General features: G+C 57.3%; 17 protein-coding genes and 2 pseudogenes. 8 read left to right on the top strand and 11 right to left on the bottom strand.

Going from position 1 to position 19,669, the window contains the following annotated elements; genetic code table 11:
- Nucleotides 1-4: 4 nt before the first annotated feature.
- A complete protein-coding gene (locus FW789_RS22225) occupies nt 5-385 on the bottom strand; it encodes a termination factor Rho (RefSeq protein WP_446432052.1) in 381 nt (126 codons plus the stop codon).
- 288 nt (nt 386-673) lie between these two features.
- Here FW789_RS22225 and FW789_RS22220 point away from each other — a divergent pair, with 288 nt between their 5' ends.
- Together FW789_RS22220 and FW789_RS22215 are read left to right on the top strand one after the other, a co-directional pair.
- A complete protein-coding gene (locus FW789_RS22220) occupies nt 674-1,006 on the top strand; it encodes a hypothetical protein (RefSeq protein ID WP_207073520.1) in 333 nt (110 codons plus the stop codon).
- An 86-nt stretch (nt 1,007-1,092) separates the two neighbouring features.
- Nucleotides 1,093-5,196, top strand: coding sequence for a CheR family methyltransferase (locus FW789_RS22215; RefSeq protein WP_446432051.1), 4,104 nt, complete (start codon nt 1,093-1,095; stop codon nt 5,194-5,196).
- Between the two features lie 166 nt (nt 5,197-5,362).
- Here the strand turns inward: FW789_RS22215 and FW789_RS22210 are convergent.
- Both FW789_RS22210 and FW789_RS22205 read right to left on the bottom strand, forming a co-directional pair.
- A pseudogene (locus FW789_RS22210) lies at nt 5,363-5,556 on the bottom strand (transposase); the annotation flags it as partial.
- 53 nt (nt 5,557-5,609) lie between these two features.
- Nucleotides 5,610-5,915 carry a hypothetical protein gene (locus tag FW789_RS22205; protein ID WP_225912978.1) on the bottom strand — a complete coding sequence of 102 codons (306 nt, stop codon included), beginning with the start codon at nt 5,913-5,915 and terminating at the stop codon, nt 5,610-5,612.
- Nucleotides 5,916-6,222: 307 nt separating this feature from the next.
- Between FW789_RS22205 and FW789_RS22200 the strand changes: the two are divergent.
- The 4 genes and pseudogenes from FW789_RS22200 to FW789_RS22185 form a co-directional block, all read left to right on the top strand.
- Nucleotides 6,223-6,613: pseudogene (locus tag FW789_RS22200) on the top strand (methyl-accepting chemotaxis protein); the annotation flags it as partial.
- A gap of 414 nt (nt 6,614-7,027) precedes the next feature.
- Nucleotides 7,028-9,151 (top strand): TonB-dependent siderophore receptor, encoded by a 2,124-nt coding sequence (locus FW789_RS22195; RefSeq protein WP_446432072.1) that lies wholly within the window; start codon nt 7,028-7,030, stop codon nt 9,149-9,151.
- A 257-nt stretch (nt 9,152-9,408) separates the two neighbouring features.
- Nucleotides 9,409-10,002 (top strand): N-acetyltransferase family protein, encoded by a 594-nt coding sequence (locus FW789_RS22190; protein ID WP_446432050.1) that lies wholly within the window; start codon nt 9,409-9,411, stop codon nt 10,000-10,002.
- Nucleotides 9,999-10,358, top strand: coding sequence for a cupin domain-containing protein (locus tag FW789_RS22185; protein WP_103437559.1), 360 nt, complete (start codon nt 9,999-10,001; stop codon nt 10,356-10,358). The genes FW789_RS22190 and FW789_RS22185 overlap by 4 nt, the downstream gene beginning before the upstream one ends.
- A 93-nt stretch (nt 10,359-10,451) precedes the next feature.
- Here the strand turns inward: FW789_RS22185 and FW789_RS22180 are convergent, their stop codons facing one another.
- The 8 genes from FW789_RS22180 to FW789_RS22145 all read right to left on the bottom strand — a co-directional run bounded on the left by FW789_RS22180 (nt 10,452) and on the right by FW789_RS22145 (nt 17,374).
- On the bottom strand, nt 10,452-12,863 hold the full coding sequence (locus FW789_RS22180; protein WP_446432049.1) for a TonB-dependent siderophore receptor: 2,412 nt from the start codon (nt 12,861-12,863) through the stop codon (nt 10,452-10,454).
- 84 nt (nt 12,864-12,947) lie between these two features.
- Nucleotides 12,948-13,871, bottom strand: a complete 924-nt coding sequence (locus tag FW789_RS22175; RefSeq protein ID WP_411564736.1) for a FecR domain-containing protein — start codon at nt 13,869-13,871, stop codon at nt 12,948-12,950.
- A 23-nt stretch (nt 13,872-13,894) separates the two neighbouring features.
- The gene (locus FW789_RS22170) at nt 13,895-14,404 is read right to left on the bottom strand and encodes a sigma-70 family RNA polymerase sigma factor (protein ID WP_103437562.1); all 510 of its coding nucleotides are present in this window, start codon (nt 14,402-14,404) and stop codon (nt 13,895-13,897) included.
- A 122-nt stretch (nt 14,405-14,526) separates the two neighbouring features.
- The gene (locus FW789_RS22165; RefSeq protein WP_207073515.1) at nt 14,527-14,838 is read right to left on the bottom strand and encodes a DUF2388 domain-containing protein; all 312 of its coding nucleotides are present in this window, start codon (nt 14,836-14,838) and stop codon (nt 14,527-14,529) included.
- Nucleotides 14,839-14,886: 48 nt separating this feature from the next.
- A complete protein-coding gene (locus FW789_RS22160) occupies nt 14,887-15,246 on the bottom strand; it encodes a hypothetical protein (protein WP_207073514.1) in 360 nt (119 codons plus the stop codon).
- A gap of 229 nt (nt 15,247-15,475) precedes the next feature.
- Nucleotides 15,476-15,844, bottom strand: coding sequence for a DUF1090 domain-containing protein (locus FW789_RS22155; protein ID WP_446432048.1), 369 nt, complete (start codon nt 15,842-15,844; stop codon nt 15,476-15,478).
- 334 nt (nt 15,845-16,178) lie between these two features.
- The gene (locus FW789_RS22150) at nt 16,179-16,670 is read right to left on the bottom strand and encodes a hypothetical protein (RefSeq protein WP_411563020.1); all 492 of its coding nucleotides are present in this window, start codon (nt 16,668-16,670) and stop codon (nt 16,179-16,181) included.
- Nucleotides 16,637-17,374 (bottom strand): winged helix-turn-helix domain-containing protein, encoded by a 738-nt coding sequence (locus tag FW789_RS22145; RefSeq protein ID WP_446432047.1) that lies wholly within the window; start codon nt 17,372-17,374, stop codon nt 16,637-16,639. Before FW789_RS22145 ends, FW789_RS22150 begins: the two co-directional genes overlap by 34 nt.
- Nucleotides 17,375-17,858: 484 nt before the next feature.
- Here FW789_RS22145 and FW789_RS22140 point away from each other — a divergent pair, with 484 nt between their 5' ends.
- Entirely contained in the window at nt 17,859-18,377 is a 519-nt protein-coding gene (locus tag FW789_RS22140) for a TRAP transporter small permease (protein WP_207073511.1), read from the top strand.
- Nucleotides 18,377-19,660: a TRAP transporter large permease subunit gene (locus FW789_RS22135; RefSeq protein ID WP_207073510.1), complete on the top strand. Its 1,284-nt coding sequence runs from the start codon at nt 18,377-18,379 to the stop codon at nt 19,658-19,660. Before FW789_RS22140 ends, FW789_RS22135 begins: the two co-directional genes overlap by 1 nt.
- The last annotated feature ends 9 nt before the right edge of the window (nt 19,661-19,669 follow it).

Below are 19,669 nucleotides of genomic sequence, written 5' to 3'. Positions count from 1 at the left end.
CGATTCAGCCGTGTTTTTGCAGCGCCTCTATCAATTGCGCCTTGGACATGCTTGAGCGCCCCTTGATGTTTTTGCTGCGGGCTTCCTTCATCAGGCTTTCCTTGGTCTGGCTTTGCAGCGAAGATCCCGAGGTGCGTGCGTGGCCCTCTCGGGTTTTAGCTGCGCGCCTGGCCGAATCGGAGCGCGCGGTTTTCTTCTCGTTCGCCGGCGTGTGCTTGCCCGAACCGCCCTTTTTCTCTCCGCCACCGGACTGTTTATTGACAGTGGCCCAAGCGCGGGACTCTGCTTCATCTTTGGAACCGCCTTTGTGTTCATAGCTTTCTTCGATGTATTCAGCTTTGCGTTTTTGCTTCTCGGTATATTTGTCTTTGTCTCCACGAGGCATGACCGTTGCTCCTGAAAGGCTCTAGGTGAACGGTTGAACACTTGCCCTTCGGCAGAGTGCCAAAAAATGGACAAACGGCTGCAGCAGATACCTGTCCCATCGGGCTCTGATTCGGGATATCAGTTGCCTGTTCGCTTCTGTTGCATGCTCGAGCCATATGCAACTTATCGGTTGAAAAAATCGATGCGTTAAGCGCTCACACGTTTCAGATTTTCGAACACATTCCATAGCACCCCACTGATGCGTAGCCAGTCACATGTTAAAGGGTATTATGTGGAGAACGCGGCGATGCAGCCTGATGAAGCGAATGAACTGAAACGATGCCGAGCCTTTGCGCTTGAGCAAAATCAACGCCTGCTCGGCGAGGCGCATCGACGCATCGAGGACGCGGAACAAATATTGACTCACACCCAATTGGATGCGGAGCAGTTCGAACGCTATAAACGACTGAAAGCTTCAGCGCTGCGCTGTTATGCAGATGCATTAGAACACCTCGCTATTATCGACAGGGACTTCCCTGAGCCCCCGGCCAGCAACAACGTTGCACACACCCTGGCGCCGGCACCGGCCGCCACGAACGACGAGCATTATAACGTTCGTACGCTTACGTTCAGCGATTGAACAAAGGGCCGTCCTTACAAGCCTGTTTTTTGCGCGTCGGGCTGAGCTAGACTGGCTGCTTTTGTCCTTCCGATGAGAACCTTGCTATGAGCGCTGACGAGAACAAAACCGCATTACCGCAGCGCAAAGGCGTAATGCCGAGCGAGCTGCCGTTTCCAGTGGTTGGCATCGGCGCGTCGGCCGGTGGCATTCAGGCGCTCAAAAGATTTCTCGAGAATATGCCAGCCGAAAACGGTATGGCATTCGTGGTGGTGCTCCATCTCTCACCCGATCACGAAAGCGTCATTGACAGAATCCTCGCTTCGAGCACCAAAATGCCAGTTCAACAAGTGACCGGGCGTTGCGAGATCAAGCCTAATCACGTGTACGTGTTGTCGCCGGCCAGGCAATTGGCGATGAACGATGGTTACCTGCATGCCAGCGCTGCAACCCGACCTCAGGGGGCGCATGTAGCCATCGATTTGTTCTTTCGAGACCTGGCAGACGTTCACAAGCACCGTGCATTTTGTTTGGTGCTCTCGGGAACCGGTTCGGACGGCGCGGTGGGTTTGTCGCGAATCAAAGAGCAAGGCGGCGTGACGCTTGTGCAAAACCCGGAGGATGCGGAATTTGATGGCATGCCACGGGCTGCAATCGAAACGCAGTTGGTAGATGTCATATTGCCAGTTGCCGAGATGCCACAAAAACTACTCGATCTGTGGCGCAACGCTCAAACGATTCGACTCCCTGCCTCCAATGCTGTGCAGCCTTGCCACGCCGTCGCGGTTTCCCCCGAATATGACGATGAACAACTGCTGGGGCAAATACTCGCTGTGCTGCGTAACCGTACCGGGCATGATTTCAAACACTACAAGCGCGCGACAGTGCTGAGGCGACTCGAGCGTCGCCTGCAGGTGACCACGCAAGCTGATCTGGCCGCCTACCTCAACTACATTGAAGCGCATGCCGAAGAAGCCAAAGCCCTACTAGGCGACATGTTGATTGGCGTCACCAATTTCTTCCGAGATCGCGAAGCGTTTGAAGCCTTGGAACGAAGCGTTCTCGGCGAAATTTTCGCACGAAAGCCTCAGAACCCATCCCAGCGAGAAGAGGTTCGCGTCTGGTCGGCAGGTTGTTCGAGCGGTGAAGAAGCCTATAGCCTCGCGATCTTGGCAATGGAGCATCAGTCGCTGGAAAACAGCGAGCGCAAAATTCAGCTGTTCGCCACCGACGTGGATGAGCGCGCCATTGCCAAAGGCCGTGCCGGGCAGTTCTCCGAAGCCATTTTGACCGACGTCCCACCTACCCGTTTACGCCACTACTTCGTCAAGGAAGGATCGCATTACCGGATCAACAAGGAAGTGCGCGATATCGTTTTGTTTGCCAAGCACAACATCCTGGCGGATCCGCCGTTCTCGCAAATCGACTTGATTGTCTGCCGCAACCTGATGATCTACCTGGACCGCGAGGTTCAGCGTGAAGTCCTGCAGATGTTCCATTTCGCGCTTCGTACCGGGGGCTACCTGTTTCTGGGCTCATCCGAGTCCGCCGATGTGTGCCCTGAACTGTTTGTCGCCATTGATAAGCGTAATCGTATTTATCGCGCGAAACTCAGCAGTACGGAACGGCGTTCGCCTACCATTCCACGCGCAGGCTATATGCGCAGCAGCACCGATGAGTCGGTGCCAGTGGTGCCCAAGCGTGCCGGAAAAATTTCCTTTGCCGATATCCATCGGCGGGCGCTGGAAAGCATCCAGCCGCCCAGCCTGGTGGTCGACGGCAATTTGGATATTCTGCATCTGGATAACGGGGTGGGGCGCTTTCTGCGTTATGTCGCCGGTGAAGTTAACCGCAATCTGGTCAATTTGATCGATCCTGCGCTGCGTCTGGAGTTGCGCACAACGCTTTACCAGGCCCAGCAAAGCGGTAAGCGGGCGAGTTCGCGCGTGGCGACACTCGGCGACGAACGTGTACGGGTGCTCATTGAGCCATACCGCGACGAAGCCACCGATCATGACGTGTTCCTGGTCGTATTTCAGGTTGGCCCGCCGTCTTCGCCTGAGCGGCGAGAGGCATCGTCGAGCGCAGACGATCATGCCTTGGCCGTGCTGGAAAAGGAACTGCATCAAACCAAACTGCAGCTTCAGGAGACCATTGAACAGTCGGAAGTCTCGAGTGAGGAACTCAAAGCCTCGAACGAGGAAGCCCAAGCCATCAACGAAGAGCTGCGCTCAGCCACGGAGGAATTGGAAACCAGCAAGGAAGAGCTACAGTCGATCAATGAAGAACTATTGACCGTCAACTACGAGCTGAAGACCAAAGTCGAAGAAACCGACAAAGTCAACGACTACCTTAGCAATTTGATAGCGTCCACCGACATCGCGACCATCTTTGTCGATAAAAGCATGCGCATTCGCTGGTTCACGCCCCGTACCACCGACATTTTCAACATGTTGACCAGCGACACGGGCCGTTCCTTGCTCGACATTACCCACCGGCTGGATTATCCGCAGCTTACCGACGATGCGGCGGCTGTCTTTGAAACGTTGAATATCATCGAACGCGAAGTCCCCAGCAACAACCAGCGCTGGTATATCGCCCGCTTGCTGCCGTACCGGTCAAATGAAAACCTGATCAATGGGACGGTCCTGACGTTCATCGATATTACCAAGCGCCGCGCCGCTGAAGAAAGTCTGCGACTGGGGCAGGAACGCATGCGCTTGGTAGCGGAAAGTACCCACGATTTCGCCATCATTGTCATGGACGAACACGGCATGATCAGCGACTGGAACACGGGCGCAGAGATGATTTTTGGTTTTGTCAAAGAGGAAGTTATCGGCAAGTACTTTGAGCTGATATTTTCCGCCGAAGACCGCGCGAGCGGCGTACCGGCAGAGGAGCTGCGCAAGGCCCGCCTGGAGGGCCGCTGCCTAGACGAGCGTTGGCATGTGCGTAAAGGGGGCGAACGCTTCTACTGCAGTGGCGAAGTCGCCACTTTGACAAGCGACTCACTCTCCGGTTATGTAAAAATTGCCCGCGACCTCACTGGGCACAAGCGCATGCAAGAACAGCAAAGCCGTATCCTTAAAGAAACCCAGACCAGCAGTCACATGAAGGACGAATTTTTCGCTGTGATGTCTCATGAGCTGAAGCACCCGTTAAACTTGATACAGCTCAATGCTGAAATCTTGCGACGCGTACCGGCAGTTCGGGCAGCGGAGCGCGCCAGCAAGGCCGTGAAAACCATCAGTGATGCGGTTGCCAGCCAAGCGCGAATCATTGACGACTTGCTGGACGTCGCCCGTATTCGCACAGGCAAACTGAAACTCAAAAAGCAGCCGGTTGAAATCACGGCCATCCTAGAAGAAATTTTTGCCGTCGCCTCCAGCGAGTGTCCTGAAGGCCACATCACGCTCGAGATCGAGCCTGAGGCCAGGGGTGACTGCTGGGTTAACGGCGATGTCACACGCCTTGAACAAGTGATTTGGAATCTACTCAATAATGCCCTGAAGTTCTGCGCAGCGCATCCCGTCATCCACATCATTGTCAAGCAAGTCAACGACACGGTAAATCTACAGTTTGTCGATAATGGGGTCGGACTGTCGAAACAGGATCTGGATCGTGTATTCAACCTGTTCAGTCAAGCCGCGCATCAGCATTCCACGCACAAGCGGGAAGGCCTTGGCATTGGCTTGTCTTTGGTTCGGCAGCTGGTTGAAGCCCATGGTGGGAGCGTTGCGGCCACTTCCGCAGGTATCGGCCTCGGCTGTACCTTTACGATCACTTTGCCGCTCTGTGCTCAGTCATCGGTCAATGGACCTTCCCAGCACCCGGTGCAAGCTGCGCGGTTGCACGGCTTCAGGATTTTGCTCGTCGACGACTCGACCGAAATAGTGGACATCATGAAACAGTTACTTGAAATGGAAGAAGCTGTGGTCACAGCATTTCATGATCCCTTGCAAGTGGTCGAGCACGCCAAAGCTACCCACTACGATGTCATCATCTCGGATATTGGCATGCCGGGTATGGACGGGCATCAACTGATTGGCGAACTGCGCAAAATCAACCATCTGCAGAAGACGCCTGCCATCGCTCTTTCGGGCTATGGTGACAAGGTTTCCTCTACTTTATCCGGATTTGATCAGCACCTGACCAAGCCTGTGCAATATGAGGTACTGATAGAAACGATCGAAGGATTACGCATTTCGTAAATTCACAATGTTAACTCACTGAGGCCCGACCGCGAGAACTGCCAGAGCTCAAAGGAGTCGATCATCCGGGCAGCCTAGGGGTTGCGCCGTGGCCTCTCCTCTCCAGAAATAGCTACGTGCACGACGTTTATTGCTGCCAGTCCCTCTAGTTGAATTCGTTGCCAGCAACATACTGCGGCTCTGGCGTCAACAATTTGCTGGCCGGCGTAATGCCGCCGCGCTCTGCTGAAGCTGATTGATCCACCGGCGCAGGGCCGACTCGACCAAGCCGAGTGAACGGGCTGCTTCACCTTGTTCGAGCACCAGGCAGGCTGCTTCGCGCTTGAACTCAGGAGTAAAGATACGACATGCTTGCTCCAACTGGAATTTTCAATTCGTTAACTGAAGATATTGGTCTCCTCCTTGTTGTGCCGCTATCTTCCACTCGCCAAAGCAGGCTTAGATTTGATGGAGGATGGCTCACAAGCAAATCGGCGAGCGCGCCCCACGCCCCAAGCTAGCGCCCTGGTCATGGACTCTCCAGGCCGGGAATCGTACGCTTCTTCAATCAGCGTGACCCCAGATGGCGCGTAGACACCAATGAACATCTGCGTGGTACCTGTGCGGGATAATCTGACCTGCACGTCGATCTGGGTGCCGTCGTCCAGAATTTCGTCATGAGTACGGTGGTGAAGGCTAGGGTCGGCCCAGTCCCAGTACGTTTGTCCTCGAGTTCTCATAAAGCCTCCTTAGAATTTCGCCTGTCTTCCCTACTAGGTACTTAAAATAGCGAACCTATCCCAGTAGACAACCGAAATCGCTGGAATTGAGAACTGAATCTGACAATCGGCGAAAATCTATACACTTACGGACTTTTGTATAACTTCACCCAAAAGTTTTACATATCTTTGTAATACTGATAGCGAAGCTCATCCATTCTTCAAATGCTTTGGGCTGCGCTTGCAACTCCTCCTCTCATGAAAGGGAAGGATTGCGATGGGTTGGTCATGCCGGCTCAATCGGTCGGCTTATCCGGTGATCGAACATATACAACGTGAGGCCAGGCACATCTATGCCGAGTCGGGCGACAATTATCTGTTCATGGCGCAATCACGCTTTGATCCTGCGGTCGCACGCGGAAACCGCGTTGTCGCGTCACGTTTCGAGGACGGCACGATTACCCACGCAGACAATCTGAAAAGTGGCGTACACACGCCCTACAAGACCGTGCAGATTCAACGGCACACTGAGTTGGAACTGCGCTTCACCGACCGGGTGATCCAAGAGTTGCACCCAGGTGTGCGCGAAACAATCCGCATGGGCTCCAATCTGTTCGTGACGTATCCCGGTTATTCGGACTATCGGCACATCCCGCTGGTGGCAAGGGAGTTACGTTCCAATTGCCAGGATCACCTGATCGCTGGGAATGATGTGCGAGGGGTGGTGGCTGCTTGATAGCGCAGCAAGGGCGCCAGCGATGCAGCGCACCCCGTTGATGTGTCCAGCCATGGCCCAATCAGGTAATCAATGATCACGACGCCGTGGCCGGCAATCTCCTTTCAGGCAGCATCCAAGCTTCGGAGCATATAAAGGCCACAGCTTGCAGTAATGACCTATTAATAACTATTATCATCGCGCTAGTGCAAATACTTCTTGTTTAGATGTAAAGTTCGCGCGCTGCTGCTGACTGCCACCGCGCACTGCCGTGAAGGGCCACAGATCGTCCTCCGCTTCGCGCGAACATAATTAGAAGACCAAAGGATGTTCCTTCGCCATGCGCCAAGTTACGCACCCAAGCCCCGAACGTTCCGCCCGACACCCAGCCTTCAGCGTTACGGCACTGGCACTGGCCATGGCCAGCCTCTGCTCAGGCAGCCTGCAGGCCGCTGAGGCCAATCCGGGACCCGCGCCCGTGGAGATTGACGCCACCAATGTTACCGGGCAAAGCCTCGAACGGCCCACCGAGCATGTGCTCGGTTACGTCGCCAAACGCAACATGAGCGCGACCAAGACCGACACGCCGATCATCGAAACGCCGCAGTCGCTGTCGGTGGTCACCAGCGACGAGATCCGTGACCGCCAGGCAGAAACGATGGCCCAGGCGCTGAGCTATACACCTGGGTTCACCGCCAGCTCGACCGCTTTCAACCGCACAGCAGACCGTTTCCGCATCCGCGGCTTCTCGGTCGAATCCGCCACCGGCGGCTCGCTGCGCGACGGCCTGCGTCTGCAGACCAACTCCTACGACGGCATTCAGGAACCGTACGGCCTGGAGCGCGTCGAGGTCATTCGCGGCGCTGCCTCGGTGCTCTACGGCCAGCTCTCGCCCGGTGGCATGGTAAACGGCGTCAGCAAGCGCCCAACCGAGGCGCCGCTGCATGAGCTGAATCTGCAGGCGGGCTCCAATGACCGCAAGCAGCTCTCCGCCGATTTCAGCGGCCCACTGGCCGGTAGCGACACCCTCAGCTATCGCCTTACCCTGCTTAGCCGCAACAGCGACACCCAGCAGGATCATCTGAACGACGACAGGTTCTACATCGCCCCGGCGCTGACCTGGCGCCCTGACGAAGACACATCACTTACTCTGCTGTCCTTCTACCAGAAGACCGACACGCGTTTCCCCGCGCCTCTGGCCTATCAGTTGGTCGAAGGTGTGGGCAAAGGTGCTTTCACTATCGGTCGCCACGACTTTATCGGCGAGCCGGACTACGACGACATGAACGGCGAGATGTCGGCCCTGGGGTACGAGTTCAGCCACAACTTCAACGAGCACTTCACGGTCAATCACAAGCTGCGTTATTCCGAGTCCGATGTGAAGTGGAGATACCTGCAAGCGCAGACGTCCGCGGCTGCTATCCGCAATGCCGCTAATACCGGCATCCTTGCACGGCAATACAGCGATCGCCATGAGCGTGCGCGGACCTTGGCCACCGATACCAACATCGTATCCAAGTGGCAGCTCGGCAGCGTCGAGCACACTGCTCTGGTCGGTTTCGACGGCTACGATATCTCTTACGACTCGCATAACTTCCGAGGGTCAGCCCCCAGCCTGGACTTGAGCCGCTACAACTATGGTCAACCCGTAGTGGTCAACAGAAACCCCGCCACAGACCGTGGCTCGCAGCTCGATACGCTGCAAAAAGGTGTCTATTTCCAGAATCAGATCAAGTTCGACGACAAGTGGGTGCTGCAGTTGGGTGGCCGCCACGACTGGGCCGACCAGCAGCAGAAGGCGCACCGCAATGGCGCCAAAGCCAGCCAGAGCGACGAGGCCACCACTTGGCGCGCCGGCCTGGTTTACCTGGCGGACAATGGCCTGGCGCCCTACATTAGCTATAGCGAGTCGTTCTTCCCGGTTTCCGTTGCGCAAGTCACTGGCCAGAGATTTGATCCCACCGAAGGCAAACAGTACGAAGTGGGTGTGCGCTATCAGCCCAAGGACAGCAATCTGCTGCTAAGCGCAGCAGTCTATGAGCTGACTCAGACCAATGTACTCAAGCAGGATCCAGCCACCGAAGAGTACCGCCAGACCGGCGAAGTGCGCTCACGCGGCCTGGAGCTGGAAGCCAAGGCGGATATCACCTCGGCACTCAGCATGATCGCTACCTACGCCTATACCGATGCACGCACCACCAAGAGCGCTATCGCCGCCGAAGTGGGTCAACGTACCGACGAGACCCCCTACCACCAGGCAGCCCTGTGGACCAGCTATGACTTCGTCAACTGGGGCCTTGCGCAACTGACTGTGGGCGCCGGCGCCCGTTACATGGGTACAACACAGGCCTCGGGCGTCGATTCGGCCACCCCAGCCTATACCCTGTTCGACGCCATGGCACGCTACCGGATCGACGACAACTGGGCCGTGACCGTCAATGCCAACAACCTGGCCGACAAGCGTTACGTACAGTGCAGCTTCACCTCCTGCAGCTATGGTGACGAGCGCACCCTGCTGACCTCGGTGAACTTCACCTGGTGATCTGCACCGCCGCGCGCTGAGCAAGCAACTTGCTGCGGCGCGGGGCCTTACCTGCCTAATGCAAGGCAGCGCGACCGATCAAGAATAGCTAGGCACAGGGACTCCTCAGACAACCATGAGCATGAGCGCAACGTCGCAAGTCGTGCTGACGGTGTTCGCCCAGAGCATGATGGGTAGCGTCCAACTCGCCTACCCTGCCCGCTGTTTAAGGCGCAATCCTTCAAAACTAACCACCCGAGCCCATGGAAGCACCCCACATGTCTATCGACTTCAGACCCGCTCACGCCTCGGACGCGCACGATATCGCGCGCTTCTTTCAACTGACTTCGGAGGGCATGGCCGATTACATCTGGAGCAAGCTTGGCGCACCAGGGGAAGCGTTGCTGAGTGTCGGAGCGGCCCGCTATGCCCGGGAGCAAGGCGACTTTTCCTACAAGAACTGCCTGATGGCCACGTCCAACGGGCGCGTCATCGGCATGATGCATAGCTATGCGTTGCGCGCGAGCCACGACGCGCCTGCCGAGACCGACCCGGTCCTCGCGCCTTATGCCGACATGGAAATACCCGACACCTTGTACATCTCTAGCCTGGCGCTGGATGAGGCATGGCGAAGCCAGGGGCTGGGCGTCGAGTTTCTCCGCCACGCGCAGCAGCGTGCTGACGAGGCTGGGCTGGATGGGCTATGCCTGATCGACTATGCAGAAAACCACGGTGCCCGCCGCTTTTACGAACGTCACGGTTTTCAAATCGTTAAAACCTGCCAGATCGTTGCGCACCCGATGCTGCGCGTGACCGGTGAAGCCCATTTGATGTATCGCCCTATCCACAACGTGCCCGAGAACAATCAATGAACAAGAATCTCACCGTATTCCGCGAACTGGATATCCAACCGGTCCTCGACCTGCCCTTTTTCGAAGAAGTCCTGGAAGGCACCCCGCACACGCTGACGTCCAAGTACTATCACGATGAAAAGCAAGGTCGCATTTGCGGAGAATGGCAAGCCAGCATCGGCGCGTGGCGCATCGCCTACAAAGTCTGGGAGTTCTGCCACGTCCTGAGCGGCCGCTGCGTCATCGAGCTTGAGGGCTGCGCCCCGGTCACATTGGCCGCTGGCGACACGTTCATTATCGAACCTGGCGCCAAGGGCAAATGGACCGTGCTGGAAGACATGAAGAAGAACTTCGTGATTCTCGTACCTGCGGGCTAGGTTCTGCACGAAAACCAACCTGACCACGACTCGGTCACGGACACCCGCCCGGCGCCACACTCCCGTGCCGGGCCAGCCCTTCAAGCCTATCGATCAAAACCCAACAGTCGCCGAAACCAGATACGTCCGCGGCGTCGACAAGCTCAAACCCGGCTCACTGTCATCCGACGCCCCGGCCGAAACCCAAGAGCGATCATCCAGCACATTCTCGACGCTTGCTCGTACCGTCACATCCTTGTCCGAAACCTTGAAGGCGTAGCGCCCACCGAGGTCGAAGCGCTCCCAGCCGTCGATTTTCTTGCTATTGGCCTGATCGAGGAACTGTGAGCTGGAGTGAATGCCGCGCGTGGTCAGGGTCAATCCTTGCAGCGCAGGTACGTCCCATTCAGCGCCCAGGCTGACGTTGTATTCAGGCGTGGCCGGGGCGCGGTTGCCGTCGGCAATGCCGCCGACCGTGCCGGTCAACTCGCTGTCGATGAACATCACGCCACCGAGCAGGCGGACGCCCTCGAGCGGCTCGCCGAACACACTCAGCTCGATGCCCTTGTTTTCACGCTTGCCGTTGGGGCCAAACACGCGCGTGGCAGCGTTGGTTTCGTAAGCAGGTTGCTTGATGCGAAAGGCGCTGGCGGTCAGTCCGAACGTACCGAGGTCGTACTTGGCGCCTACCTCGATCTGGCGGCTGATGAAGGGCGCGAAAATGTCGTCAGAATTGCGCGAGGTCGAGGGTGCAATCTTGCCCTGGCTCAGGCCTTCCATGTAGCTGGCGTAAAGCGACAACTGCTCGCTGAGCTTGAACACCACACCACCCGACGGCGAAAGCTTTTCCTCGTCATAGCCGGTGAGGCCTTTCGCGCCATTGCGCCAGTCGTCGACTTCGACCCGCTGCCAGCGCGCGCCCAGGGTCAGCAATACACGGTCGTCAAAGAAGCCGAGGGTATCGGCCAACGCCACACCGGTGAACCGGTTTTCGGTGTACACCTCGGCATCAGGGCGGGCCGGGGTGCCGGGTGTCGGGATGGCGACCGGGTTATACAGGTTGCTGGGGCTTGCGGCATAGCGTGCGCCGCCGTTGGTGAAGTCCATGTAGAAGTAGCTGGCTGACAGGTTCAGCTCATGGCTGACCGGGCCGGTAGTGAACCAGTTACGCAGTCCGGCCATTGCCGTGCGCACCGATTCGTCGCGGGTAAAATCGCGCGGCAGCACACTGAAATCGCCGGCGTCATTGCTGACCGGCACGTTGTGGCGCAAAAAGTCGTGGTTGCTCGCGCGCGCGCCGAACGCGGCATAGGCCATCAGCGAATCGCTCAGGTCATATTCGCCGTTCACTGTGCCGAAGGTGTCCTCGGTACGCGCCTTGGTCCAGGCCTGGGCGTAGTTGCGGTGTACATCCTTTGCGTCTGGCACCTTGGCGTCGGCACCGATCAGCACTCGCTCCTGCGGGGCGTCGGTGTCGCGCTGGGTGTGGCCGAGGTCGGTGGACAGGCGCAGCCTTTCACCGCGAAAATCCAGGCCCAGCACCGCCATTTCACGGTTGACGCTCTGGTGATCCCAGGTGGTGTCACCGGACTGCTTGACCGCGTTGAAGCGCATGCCGAACTGATCACCCTCACCGAAGCGGCGGGCGATATCCACGGCGCCGCCCACCTGGCTGTCCGAGGCGTAGCTACCGGTAAACTCGGTGAGCGGTTTGTCCCCTGCCCGCTTGGGCACGACGTTGATGCCTCCGCCGACGCTGCCGCGCGGCGAAATGCCATTGATCAGTTGGCTGGGGCCTTTGAGGATATCGACGCGGTCGGCCATTTCCATGTCGATGGAATACGTTGGCAATACACCGTACAGGCCGTTGTAGGACACGTCGCTGTTGAACAGGCTCAGGCCACGGATGGTGAACTGCTCGAAGCGGCCACCTGCAGGGTTGGTCGCGCGTACCGAGGGGTCGCTGGCGACCAGGTCATTGAGGGTGCGCGCCTGCAGGTTCTTCACCGTCTGGCTGGTGTAGGTGGTCATGCTGAACGGCGTGTCCATGAAGTCACGCGAGCCAAGCAGGCCCTGCGAGTTGCGGCGAGCGACCTGGCCACCGGCGTAGGGCACGCCGTCATCGGCCACGTGCCCACTGCTGATCGTGGTCGGCGCAATTTCCAGGGTACTGGCATCCTCTGTTACTGGCACCACGGTGTACGCATCAGCGCCTGTCGACTGCAGCCGTAATCCGCTGCCTTGGAGCAGTTGGGCGAAGCCTTCCTCGACGCTGTAGCTGCCTGAAAGCCCGGCACTGGAGCGCCCGTTGACCAACGCAGGGCTCACCGACAGGCTCACCCCTGATTGCGTGGCAAAACGGGTCAGCGCGACACCCAGACTACCAGCTGACACTGCGTAACTGCGCCGGTCAACGTTATCGGCCCAACTGACCGGGATGAACACTGGGGTAGCGCTCAGGCTCAGCATCAGGCCTACGCGCAACAAAGACCTGGGGCCTGAACGGCAAGGCATCACGACGGACATGGGGGCAAGCTCTCGTTTTCAGTTCACTTACCTGGAATGACCGGTGAGGCGAAAAAAAGGGACATGGGTTACGCCTGAGTTTTGTTACACATGAGCGTTTAGGGGCATCAAGGTGACCCAATAGCGGGTGCGTGACTGCACCTCGAGCGGCAGGCTCGCCGCCAGCAGAGACAGCACACGGTCGGTATCGTCCACGCGAAAGCTGCCGATCACCCGCAGGTTTTCCAGTTCAGGCGCCCAACGCAACAACCCCGGGCGGAAGCGCCGCAGCTCGCGCAGGAAATCGCCCAGCGGCTGGTTCTGGGCAATCAGCACACCCTCGCGCCATCCGGGCAGCGAAGCATCGAAGCGGCCGACCTCACCCGCCCCGCCAGGCCGCAACCTGACCTCCTCACCTTCACGCAAGAACAGCGCCGGCCCCTGCAACGGGTGTAATTGGGCTGCACCGCTGGCGACTTTGATCTGGCAGTCGCGGTCATTGAGGCGCACGCACACATCACTGCGGCCAACCACAACCCGACCGTACGGCAAGTGAATGGTCAGCCCAGCGCTGTCATTCACCCTGAGTGCCATCTCACCGCGCACCAAGGTCAGCTCACGCTTACTCAGGTCGACATTGACCGCGCTGTCGGTGTTCAACTGCAGCAGGTTGCCGTCGGCCAGTTGCAGGGTTTTCTGTTCGCCGATGGCGGTGTGCACATCGGCCAGCCACACCTGCACGGGCACCTGCCGGGCGATCAACCAGGTGGTTGGCAAGACTGCGGCAATACCCAATGCGCGCTTGATTGCGGCACGGCGCGCAAGGTCGGGACGATCCAGTGAAGCCATGGCCAAGGCCGGCGGCAGCGCTTCAAATCGCTGGCGCAGTTGCTGCGCTTTCTGCCAGATGTGTTCATGGTTGGCGCTGCTGTTGCGCCAGTGCTGGAGGCGAATGTGATCTGCTTCGGTGGCCGTGCCTGACTCCAGCAACGCCAACCAGCGCGCCGCTGCGCGGGCAACCTCTTGCATCTCGCTGGTGGGCGCCGTGCGTATCAAAGCTGCACCAGCAAGCAGTGTTCGTAGGCTTGTGCCATATAGCGCTTGACCGTGCGTTCCGACACGTCGAGCCGCTCGGCGATCTCGCGATAGCCCAGGCCGTGCAATTGGCTCCAGAGAAATGCCCGGCGCACCAGCCGTGGCAGGCCATCCAGCAGTTCGTCAAGCGCCTGTAGCGTTTCCAGCAGCAGCCAGCGCTGCTCTGGAGACGGTACGCACTCCTCAGGCAGTTGCGCCAGCGCTTCGAGGTAGGCCGCCTCCAGGCTACGCCGGCTGTAGAAGTTGCTCAGCAGACGCTTGCCCACGGTCAGCAGATAGGCCCGTGGCTCGCGTAAATCTTCGAGCTTTTGCGCGCTGGAGAGTACCCGCAGGAAGGTATCCTGACTCAGATCAGCCGCATCCCAGCTATTGCCGACGCGGTGGCGCAACCAGTTCTCCAGCCAGCTGCGATGCTCGCGGTACAGGACGCTCAGGCGCTGATCGGGTGGCGTAACGGCGTCAACCATGGGGTGAGGCTCTGCACTTCAATGAATGGTATTGATTCTATTTAACAATAGCGTCCGATACCAAGTCATTTCTCTTCGCTGCACGCGCAAGCATCAGCGCGCGTATTGGTATCCAGAGCGGATCATCGGGCAGGATCGCGGGTCAGTATGTATTGCGCCAGGTCCATGTCACTGGCACGCAATTGCGGATAAGACGTGCGCAACCTATCCATCGCTGCCTCAAGGTAGACCCCTTTGACGTCACCGCCGCTTGCAACGAAGCTGGTTGCGTCATCCTGAGCCGTGCCTATCAGCTTTCTATCCCGTGATGTCAGGTAGGTAGTTGCCGTGCTGGTACTGGAAATCAGGGTTTCGGCCCAGAAATCATTGATCGCCATCGCCTGAGTCGAGAACAGCAAAAGACCACAGAAGGGGGAAAGACATAGCGTGCGCATGAAAAGAACCTAAAGACGTGGAGACTTCGCAAAGGAAGATTAGAACCGTTATTTGAGCGCTTCGTTAGAACTCAGGTTGCCCCGGGCATCGGCGGCGGCGCAGGTTGTCCAGCCGTAGTTCATGACATGATCATTGGTGGTGAAAGCAACATAATAAGGTGAGACTCTTCCTTTTCCACGCATTGTGTAGTCAAAGCACAGGCCTCCACTCGCGAGGCGGGTTCTGTTTTCGGGCTGTGCTACCTTCAAGATATCTTCGCGGGTCACCCCTGTTTTAACAGTGGCCTGTGCCAGCGGCGTATCGCTGAAGGCGAACATTGTCGTTACCGCAGATGTCGATTGACAGCCTGAGATCATGAAAGTCAACACACCACAGCACACAATCAGTTTATTTACATTGGCCAACACAATTATTCCCCTTCATTCGCTTGGCAACGTTATTAGCATTTTTCAAACGTGTGGCTCGCTGGGATTTACCATAGTCGTCCCGACCCTGCATGACGCCGCCCGCCACATTTACCCAATCGCTCGCAGTACAACCCGCAACCAGCGAGCAAAACACAAGTGCATACGTACACATCAAAGACTTTACAACTGCCACTCAGCACCACCCTCAACCTATGAAAAACGGCTACATTCATTCATCTGACAGGTCGCGCAGCCTTGCACGCGCTTGCGCCAATTTCTTCTTGTATTTTTCAACCATGCGGGACGACCCGGAGTCTATTGCCGCCTCTAGTTGATCCTCTCTGCGGCGGACATCCGTGCGCGCACGAGACAATCGATCCACGCGCTGGTCGGGCTCATCGTCTTGACAGTAACGTTCAACTCGGCTCAACGCCGATTCCAATCCGCGCTGCTTATGGACGTTGCCATAGCGTTTTGCCTGATCCATTTCATAAACAATATTGTCTCTCTGCTCTTGGCAGCTCCTGAGGTTATCCGCAAGAGAAAGATTGCATTCACTCAAAAAAACTAACACACCGCAAAGAATAGCCTTAAACACTGGACCCTCACCGACTGCCCTACTAAAGACATGCGCAATTCACACACATGATTTTCGTCAACCCGCAAACGCTTGATTTCGAACTGCGGCCCACTTCAACAAACGTAATAGCACGCGACAGCAGCTGCTAACGCCTGCGCTCAGATTGATTTTATAGGCACGGGTCATGGAAGACCCTGCTTGACTTGGACGCCACGATACATGGCCTGAACGGCAGGGGCTTTACTTAAATCTTACTTGACCTTACTCATCGAGCAGCTCGAATGCTGGTCTCTTACTTTCTCTTACCGCGCACTGCAAGCCGCCTAGCCAGCGGCGTCAGCCGGGGCGCTCACTAGCGTGGCACGTGACACACGCCGACAATCAAGTTATTCACATTGAAGTAGTATTCAAAGTCGGAGAAGAAATTGAATGTCATTACCCCGCCCTGAAAACCACGCGCCATGAAGGGAATATCCGCTCCAGCCGTATCACCTTCGAATGTTGATACAGCGCGCGTCTTGAACAGATAACGGGACGTATCCAGGTGTGTCATCACCAGGTCGAAACGTCGGTCATACAGATAGTGGGTGCCCTGTGGGGACGTCACCTGATAATAGGCATAGATTGCCCCTTCATTGGGATCAATCGTCATGTCCCCTACCCCGCGCCACAGGCCCACGCCATCTTCTACATGGACGAAATCGATAGAGGCGCTACAGGGCGCTCGCGGAATATCTCTATAGACAGAGATGCCATACCTGGCGATCAAACCACCGAAGACCGCAATCGAGCAAAGTGAGGCCAGCGCAATCACTGTTTGCCAACGCGCAGATAGTTTACGCACAGTGCCTCCCCGTGGCTCTCTGGCTTTACACAACTTACCAGTAATTGACTTAGAGGCTTGCGCACATAATAGTTGGTGTCTTTTAGCAGCAACGGCGGCTCAAACCCGGACATTGCCTTCAACACCTCATCCTTCAACCTATTTTCACTGAGTTCAGCGTAGAGCGTTGCATGTTCACCTTTCCACACACGCTTCCATGCTTCCAGGTCCGGCGGCTGATGAAATATGAGGTAGGCATAAATCAGTGGCAGCAACGCGCCAAGGACAACCAGAACAGGCAACAACAACTGACTGTTTCTTCTTATCACCCCGCCATGCGATGCAGGCGGGTCAATCATCAAGCCCTTGTTGGGTTCGGCAAGGGGAGCATGCGAATGAGCCGGCTTACTGTGATCATCAACAGCACGCCCATCGCCAGCCGTCAGTTCTTCAACTCGGTCTTGCTCACGCGCTAGTTGAGCAGCCACCTTGCGCACAGGGACATTTTCCGTGTACACCAGTGCAATGTCGCACAGCAGCACCAACCCTCGTTTAGGTAACGTTTTCAAGCTGTCACGGGATAGGCCAATCTCAACAAAGCTTGAGCGAAGTGCGTGCACTGTCTTGTAATAGCTACTGTCAGAAACGACCAACCCTCGCCCACCCCACACCCGCGAGATCAGCGTTTCTTTCTCTGTTATACCTTCGAGCAGGGCGAGCAACATGTCGCCTTCGTTGCTACCTAGTGTCGTCGAAGATTGCGCGCAACTCAGCGTCATCCGTTCAGGGTCGTAACAGACCTCCATCAATACCCCTCCTTTCACTGACTTGCGCCAACTCGAGAATAATTCTCAGGCTAGCTTACCTGCCAAGCAATGATAGTTCGGCGCAGCCACGCATAATAACAGGAGCCTTATAGACGAAGCCTGTGATTTTCGAAACCGATAGGCGTAAGGGGTGTTGATCTCGCGGGTGCCCACGCCGGGCCCCTGCAAAATGATCGCAATTTCTTATCTGGGTGATAAGAATCTTGAGGCAGCACGAACGTGGCATTTGCGGAAACAATCGGGGCAGTCATACGACAACGTATGTCGAATAATAAAAAGGTGACCCCATGCCCCCCTCACAGATACCGGTGGACCTCGCTGTCCGCACTTTAGCTACAGGCACTCTGGGCGCCCCCTGGGCAATGACAGTCCAGGAGACGCCATGAAAACACTTATCGATAGCTACTTCATTGCGCTCAAGACGCTGGTGGTGATCTGCCTGGTCGGCATCACCTGCCTGATCTTCACCAACGTGGTGCTGCGCTATGGCTTCAATTCGGGCTTGTTCTTCAGCGAGGAAATTTCCCGGCTGGCGTTCGTCTGGTTGGTCTTCGCCGGCGCCCAGTTGATGCTTCATGAAAATGGCCACATCGGCGTCGACATCCTTACCCGTCGCGTCTCGGCACCGGTGGCGCGGTGCCTGCTGGCGCTGACCCAGGTACTGATGCTGTACGTCACCTGGTTGTTCCTCGACGGTAGCTGGAAGCAGACGATCATCAACCTGCACGTCGGTGCGCCCTCCACGGGCGTATCCATGGCGCTGTTCTACGGCGCAGGCCTGGTGTTTTCCGTGTGCAGCGCAGTGCTGATCTGCATCCAATTGGTCAGGAATCTAACCGGCACACTCGCTACGCCGGTCTCAGACCAGTCCCCCTCTCCCGAGCATGGAGCAGTCGAATAATGGCCCTGTCTGTTTTCGTTGGCGTGCTGATGGCCGCCATCCTGATCGGTGTGCCCATTGCCTACGCGTTGATTCTCTGTGGCGTAGCGCTGATGTGGTTGCTGGGCCTGTTCGATGGCCAGATCATCGCGCAGAACATCATCAACTCAGCAGGCAGCTTTCCCCTGCTGGCCATTCCGCTGTTCATCATTGCAGGTGAGGTGATGAACACCGGCGGCCTGTCCAAGCGCATCATCAAATTGGCCATCACGCTGGTTGGGCATCTGCGCGGCGGGCTTGGCTACGTCGCTATCTTTGCCGGCGTACTGCTGTCGAGCCTATCGGGCTCGGCGCTGGCCGACGCCGCATCGCTGACTGCCCTGCTGCTGCCAATGATGGTCATCGCCGGCTACAACCGTAATCGCTCCGGTGGCCTGATCGCATCGGTCTCGGTGCTCGGTTCGATCATCCCGCCGAGTATTGGTTTTGTCGTGATGGGCGTCGCGTCTGGCCTGTCAATTACCAAACTGTTCCTCGCCGGTATCGCTCCAGGGCTGATGATCGCCGCCGCTCTGGTCGTTGCTTGGTGGTTGATGACGCGGCGTAACAACGAGGTCGAGCTGAGCCCAAAGGCCAGTGGCAAAGAGCGTCTGAAAGCGCTGATCGACAGTTTCTGGGCGTTGATGCTGCCGGTGATCATCGTGGTTGGCCTGCGTTTTGGCGTGGTCACCCCGACCGAAGCCGGCGCCGTGGCCAGCGTCTATGCCTTGCTGGTGTCCGCCTTCATCTACCGCGAGCTCAGCCTTGAATCGCTCAACGGGCTGCTGCTGCGCGCCGGCAAGACCACCGCAGCGGTCATGTTCCTGGTCGCTGCCGCTTCGATTCCGGCGTGGATGATCACCATTGCTGACATTCCTGGGCAAATCATCGACCTGATCCAGCCCGTCATGGATAACCCGCGCCTGCTGATCGTCGTGCTGATGCTGCTGATTCTGCTGATCTCGATGGTCATGGACCTGACGCCAACTGTCCTGCTGCTGGCGCCAATCCTGGTGCCCGTGGTGACAGCAGCGAACATCGACCCGATCTATTTCGGCGTGCTGTTCATGATCAATTGCTCGATCGGTTTGATCACCCCGCCGGTAGGCACGGTACTCAATGTGGTCTGTGGCATCGGCCGAATGCGCTACGAAGAGCTGCTCAAAGGCACGTTCCCGTTCCTGATTGCAGAAATCATCGTGCTGCTCCTGCTGGTCATCTTCCCCGAACTGGTCACCATCCCGGCCCAGTGGTTCAGTCACTGATAACCAATT

It is taken from the genome of Pseudomonas sp. 1121_17 (assembly GCF_052850745.1).
This window is presented reverse-complemented; position numbering and strand designations above follow the sequence as displayed.

Excerpts from the sequence above, each read along its gene's own strand:
- FW789_RS22135 (WP_207073510.1), top strand. The coding sequence starts at position 18,377 with ATGGCCCTGTCTGTTTTCGTTGGCGTGCTGATGGCCGCCATCCTGATC.
- FW789_RS22190 (WP_446432050.1), top strand. The coding sequence starts at position 9,409 with ATGTCTATCGACTTCAGACCCGCTCACGCCTCGGACGCGCACGATATC.
- FW789_RS22205 (WP_225912978.1), bottom strand. The coding sequence starts at position 5,915 with ATGAGAACTCGAGGACAAACGTACTGGGACTGGGCCGACCCTAGCCTT.
- FW789_RS22195 (WP_446432072.1), top strand. The coding sequence starts at position 7,028 with ATGGCCAGCCTCTGCTCAGGCAGCCTGCAGGCCGCTGAGGCCAATCCG.
- FW789_RS22145 (WP_446432047.1), bottom strand. The coding sequence starts at position 17,374 with ATGTTGCTCGCCCTGCTCGAAGGTATAACAGAGAAAGAAACGCTGATC.
- FW789_RS22140 (WP_207073511.1), top strand. The coding sequence starts at position 17,859 with ATGAAAACACTTATCGATAGCTACTTCATTGCGCTCAAGACGCTGGTG.
- FW789_RS22185 (WP_103437559.1), top strand. The coding sequence starts at position 9,999 with ATGAACAAGAATCTCACCGTATTCCGCGAACTGGATATCCAACCGGTC.
- FW789_RS22175 (WP_411564736.1), bottom strand. The coding sequence starts at position 13,871 with ATGCAAGAGGTTGCCCGCGCAGCGGCGCGCTGGTTGGCGTTGCTGGAG.
- FW789_RS22180 (WP_446432049.1), bottom strand. The coding sequence starts at position 12,863 with ATGTCCGTCGTGATGCCTTGCCGTTCAGGCCCCAGGTCTTTGTTGCGC.
- FW789_RS22215 (WP_446432051.1), top strand. The coding sequence starts at position 1,093 with ATGAGCGCTGACGAGAACAAAACCGCATTACCGCAGCGCAAAGGCGTA.
- FW789_RS22220 (WP_207073520.1), top strand. The coding sequence starts at position 674 with ATGCAGCCTGATGAAGCGAATGAACTGAAACGATGCCGAGCCTTTGCG.
- FW789_RS22165 (WP_207073515.1), bottom strand. The coding sequence starts at position 14,838 with ATGCGCACGCTATGTCTTTCCCCCTTCTGTGGTCTTTTGCTGTTCTCG.
- FW789_RS22225 (WP_446432052.1), bottom strand. The coding sequence starts at position 385 with ATGCCTCGTGGAGACAAAGACAAATATACCGAGAAGCAAAAACGCAAA.
- FW789_RS22170 (WP_103437562.1), bottom strand. The coding sequence starts at position 14,404 with ATGGTTGACGCCGTTACGCCACCCGATCAGCGCCTGAGCGTCCTGTAC.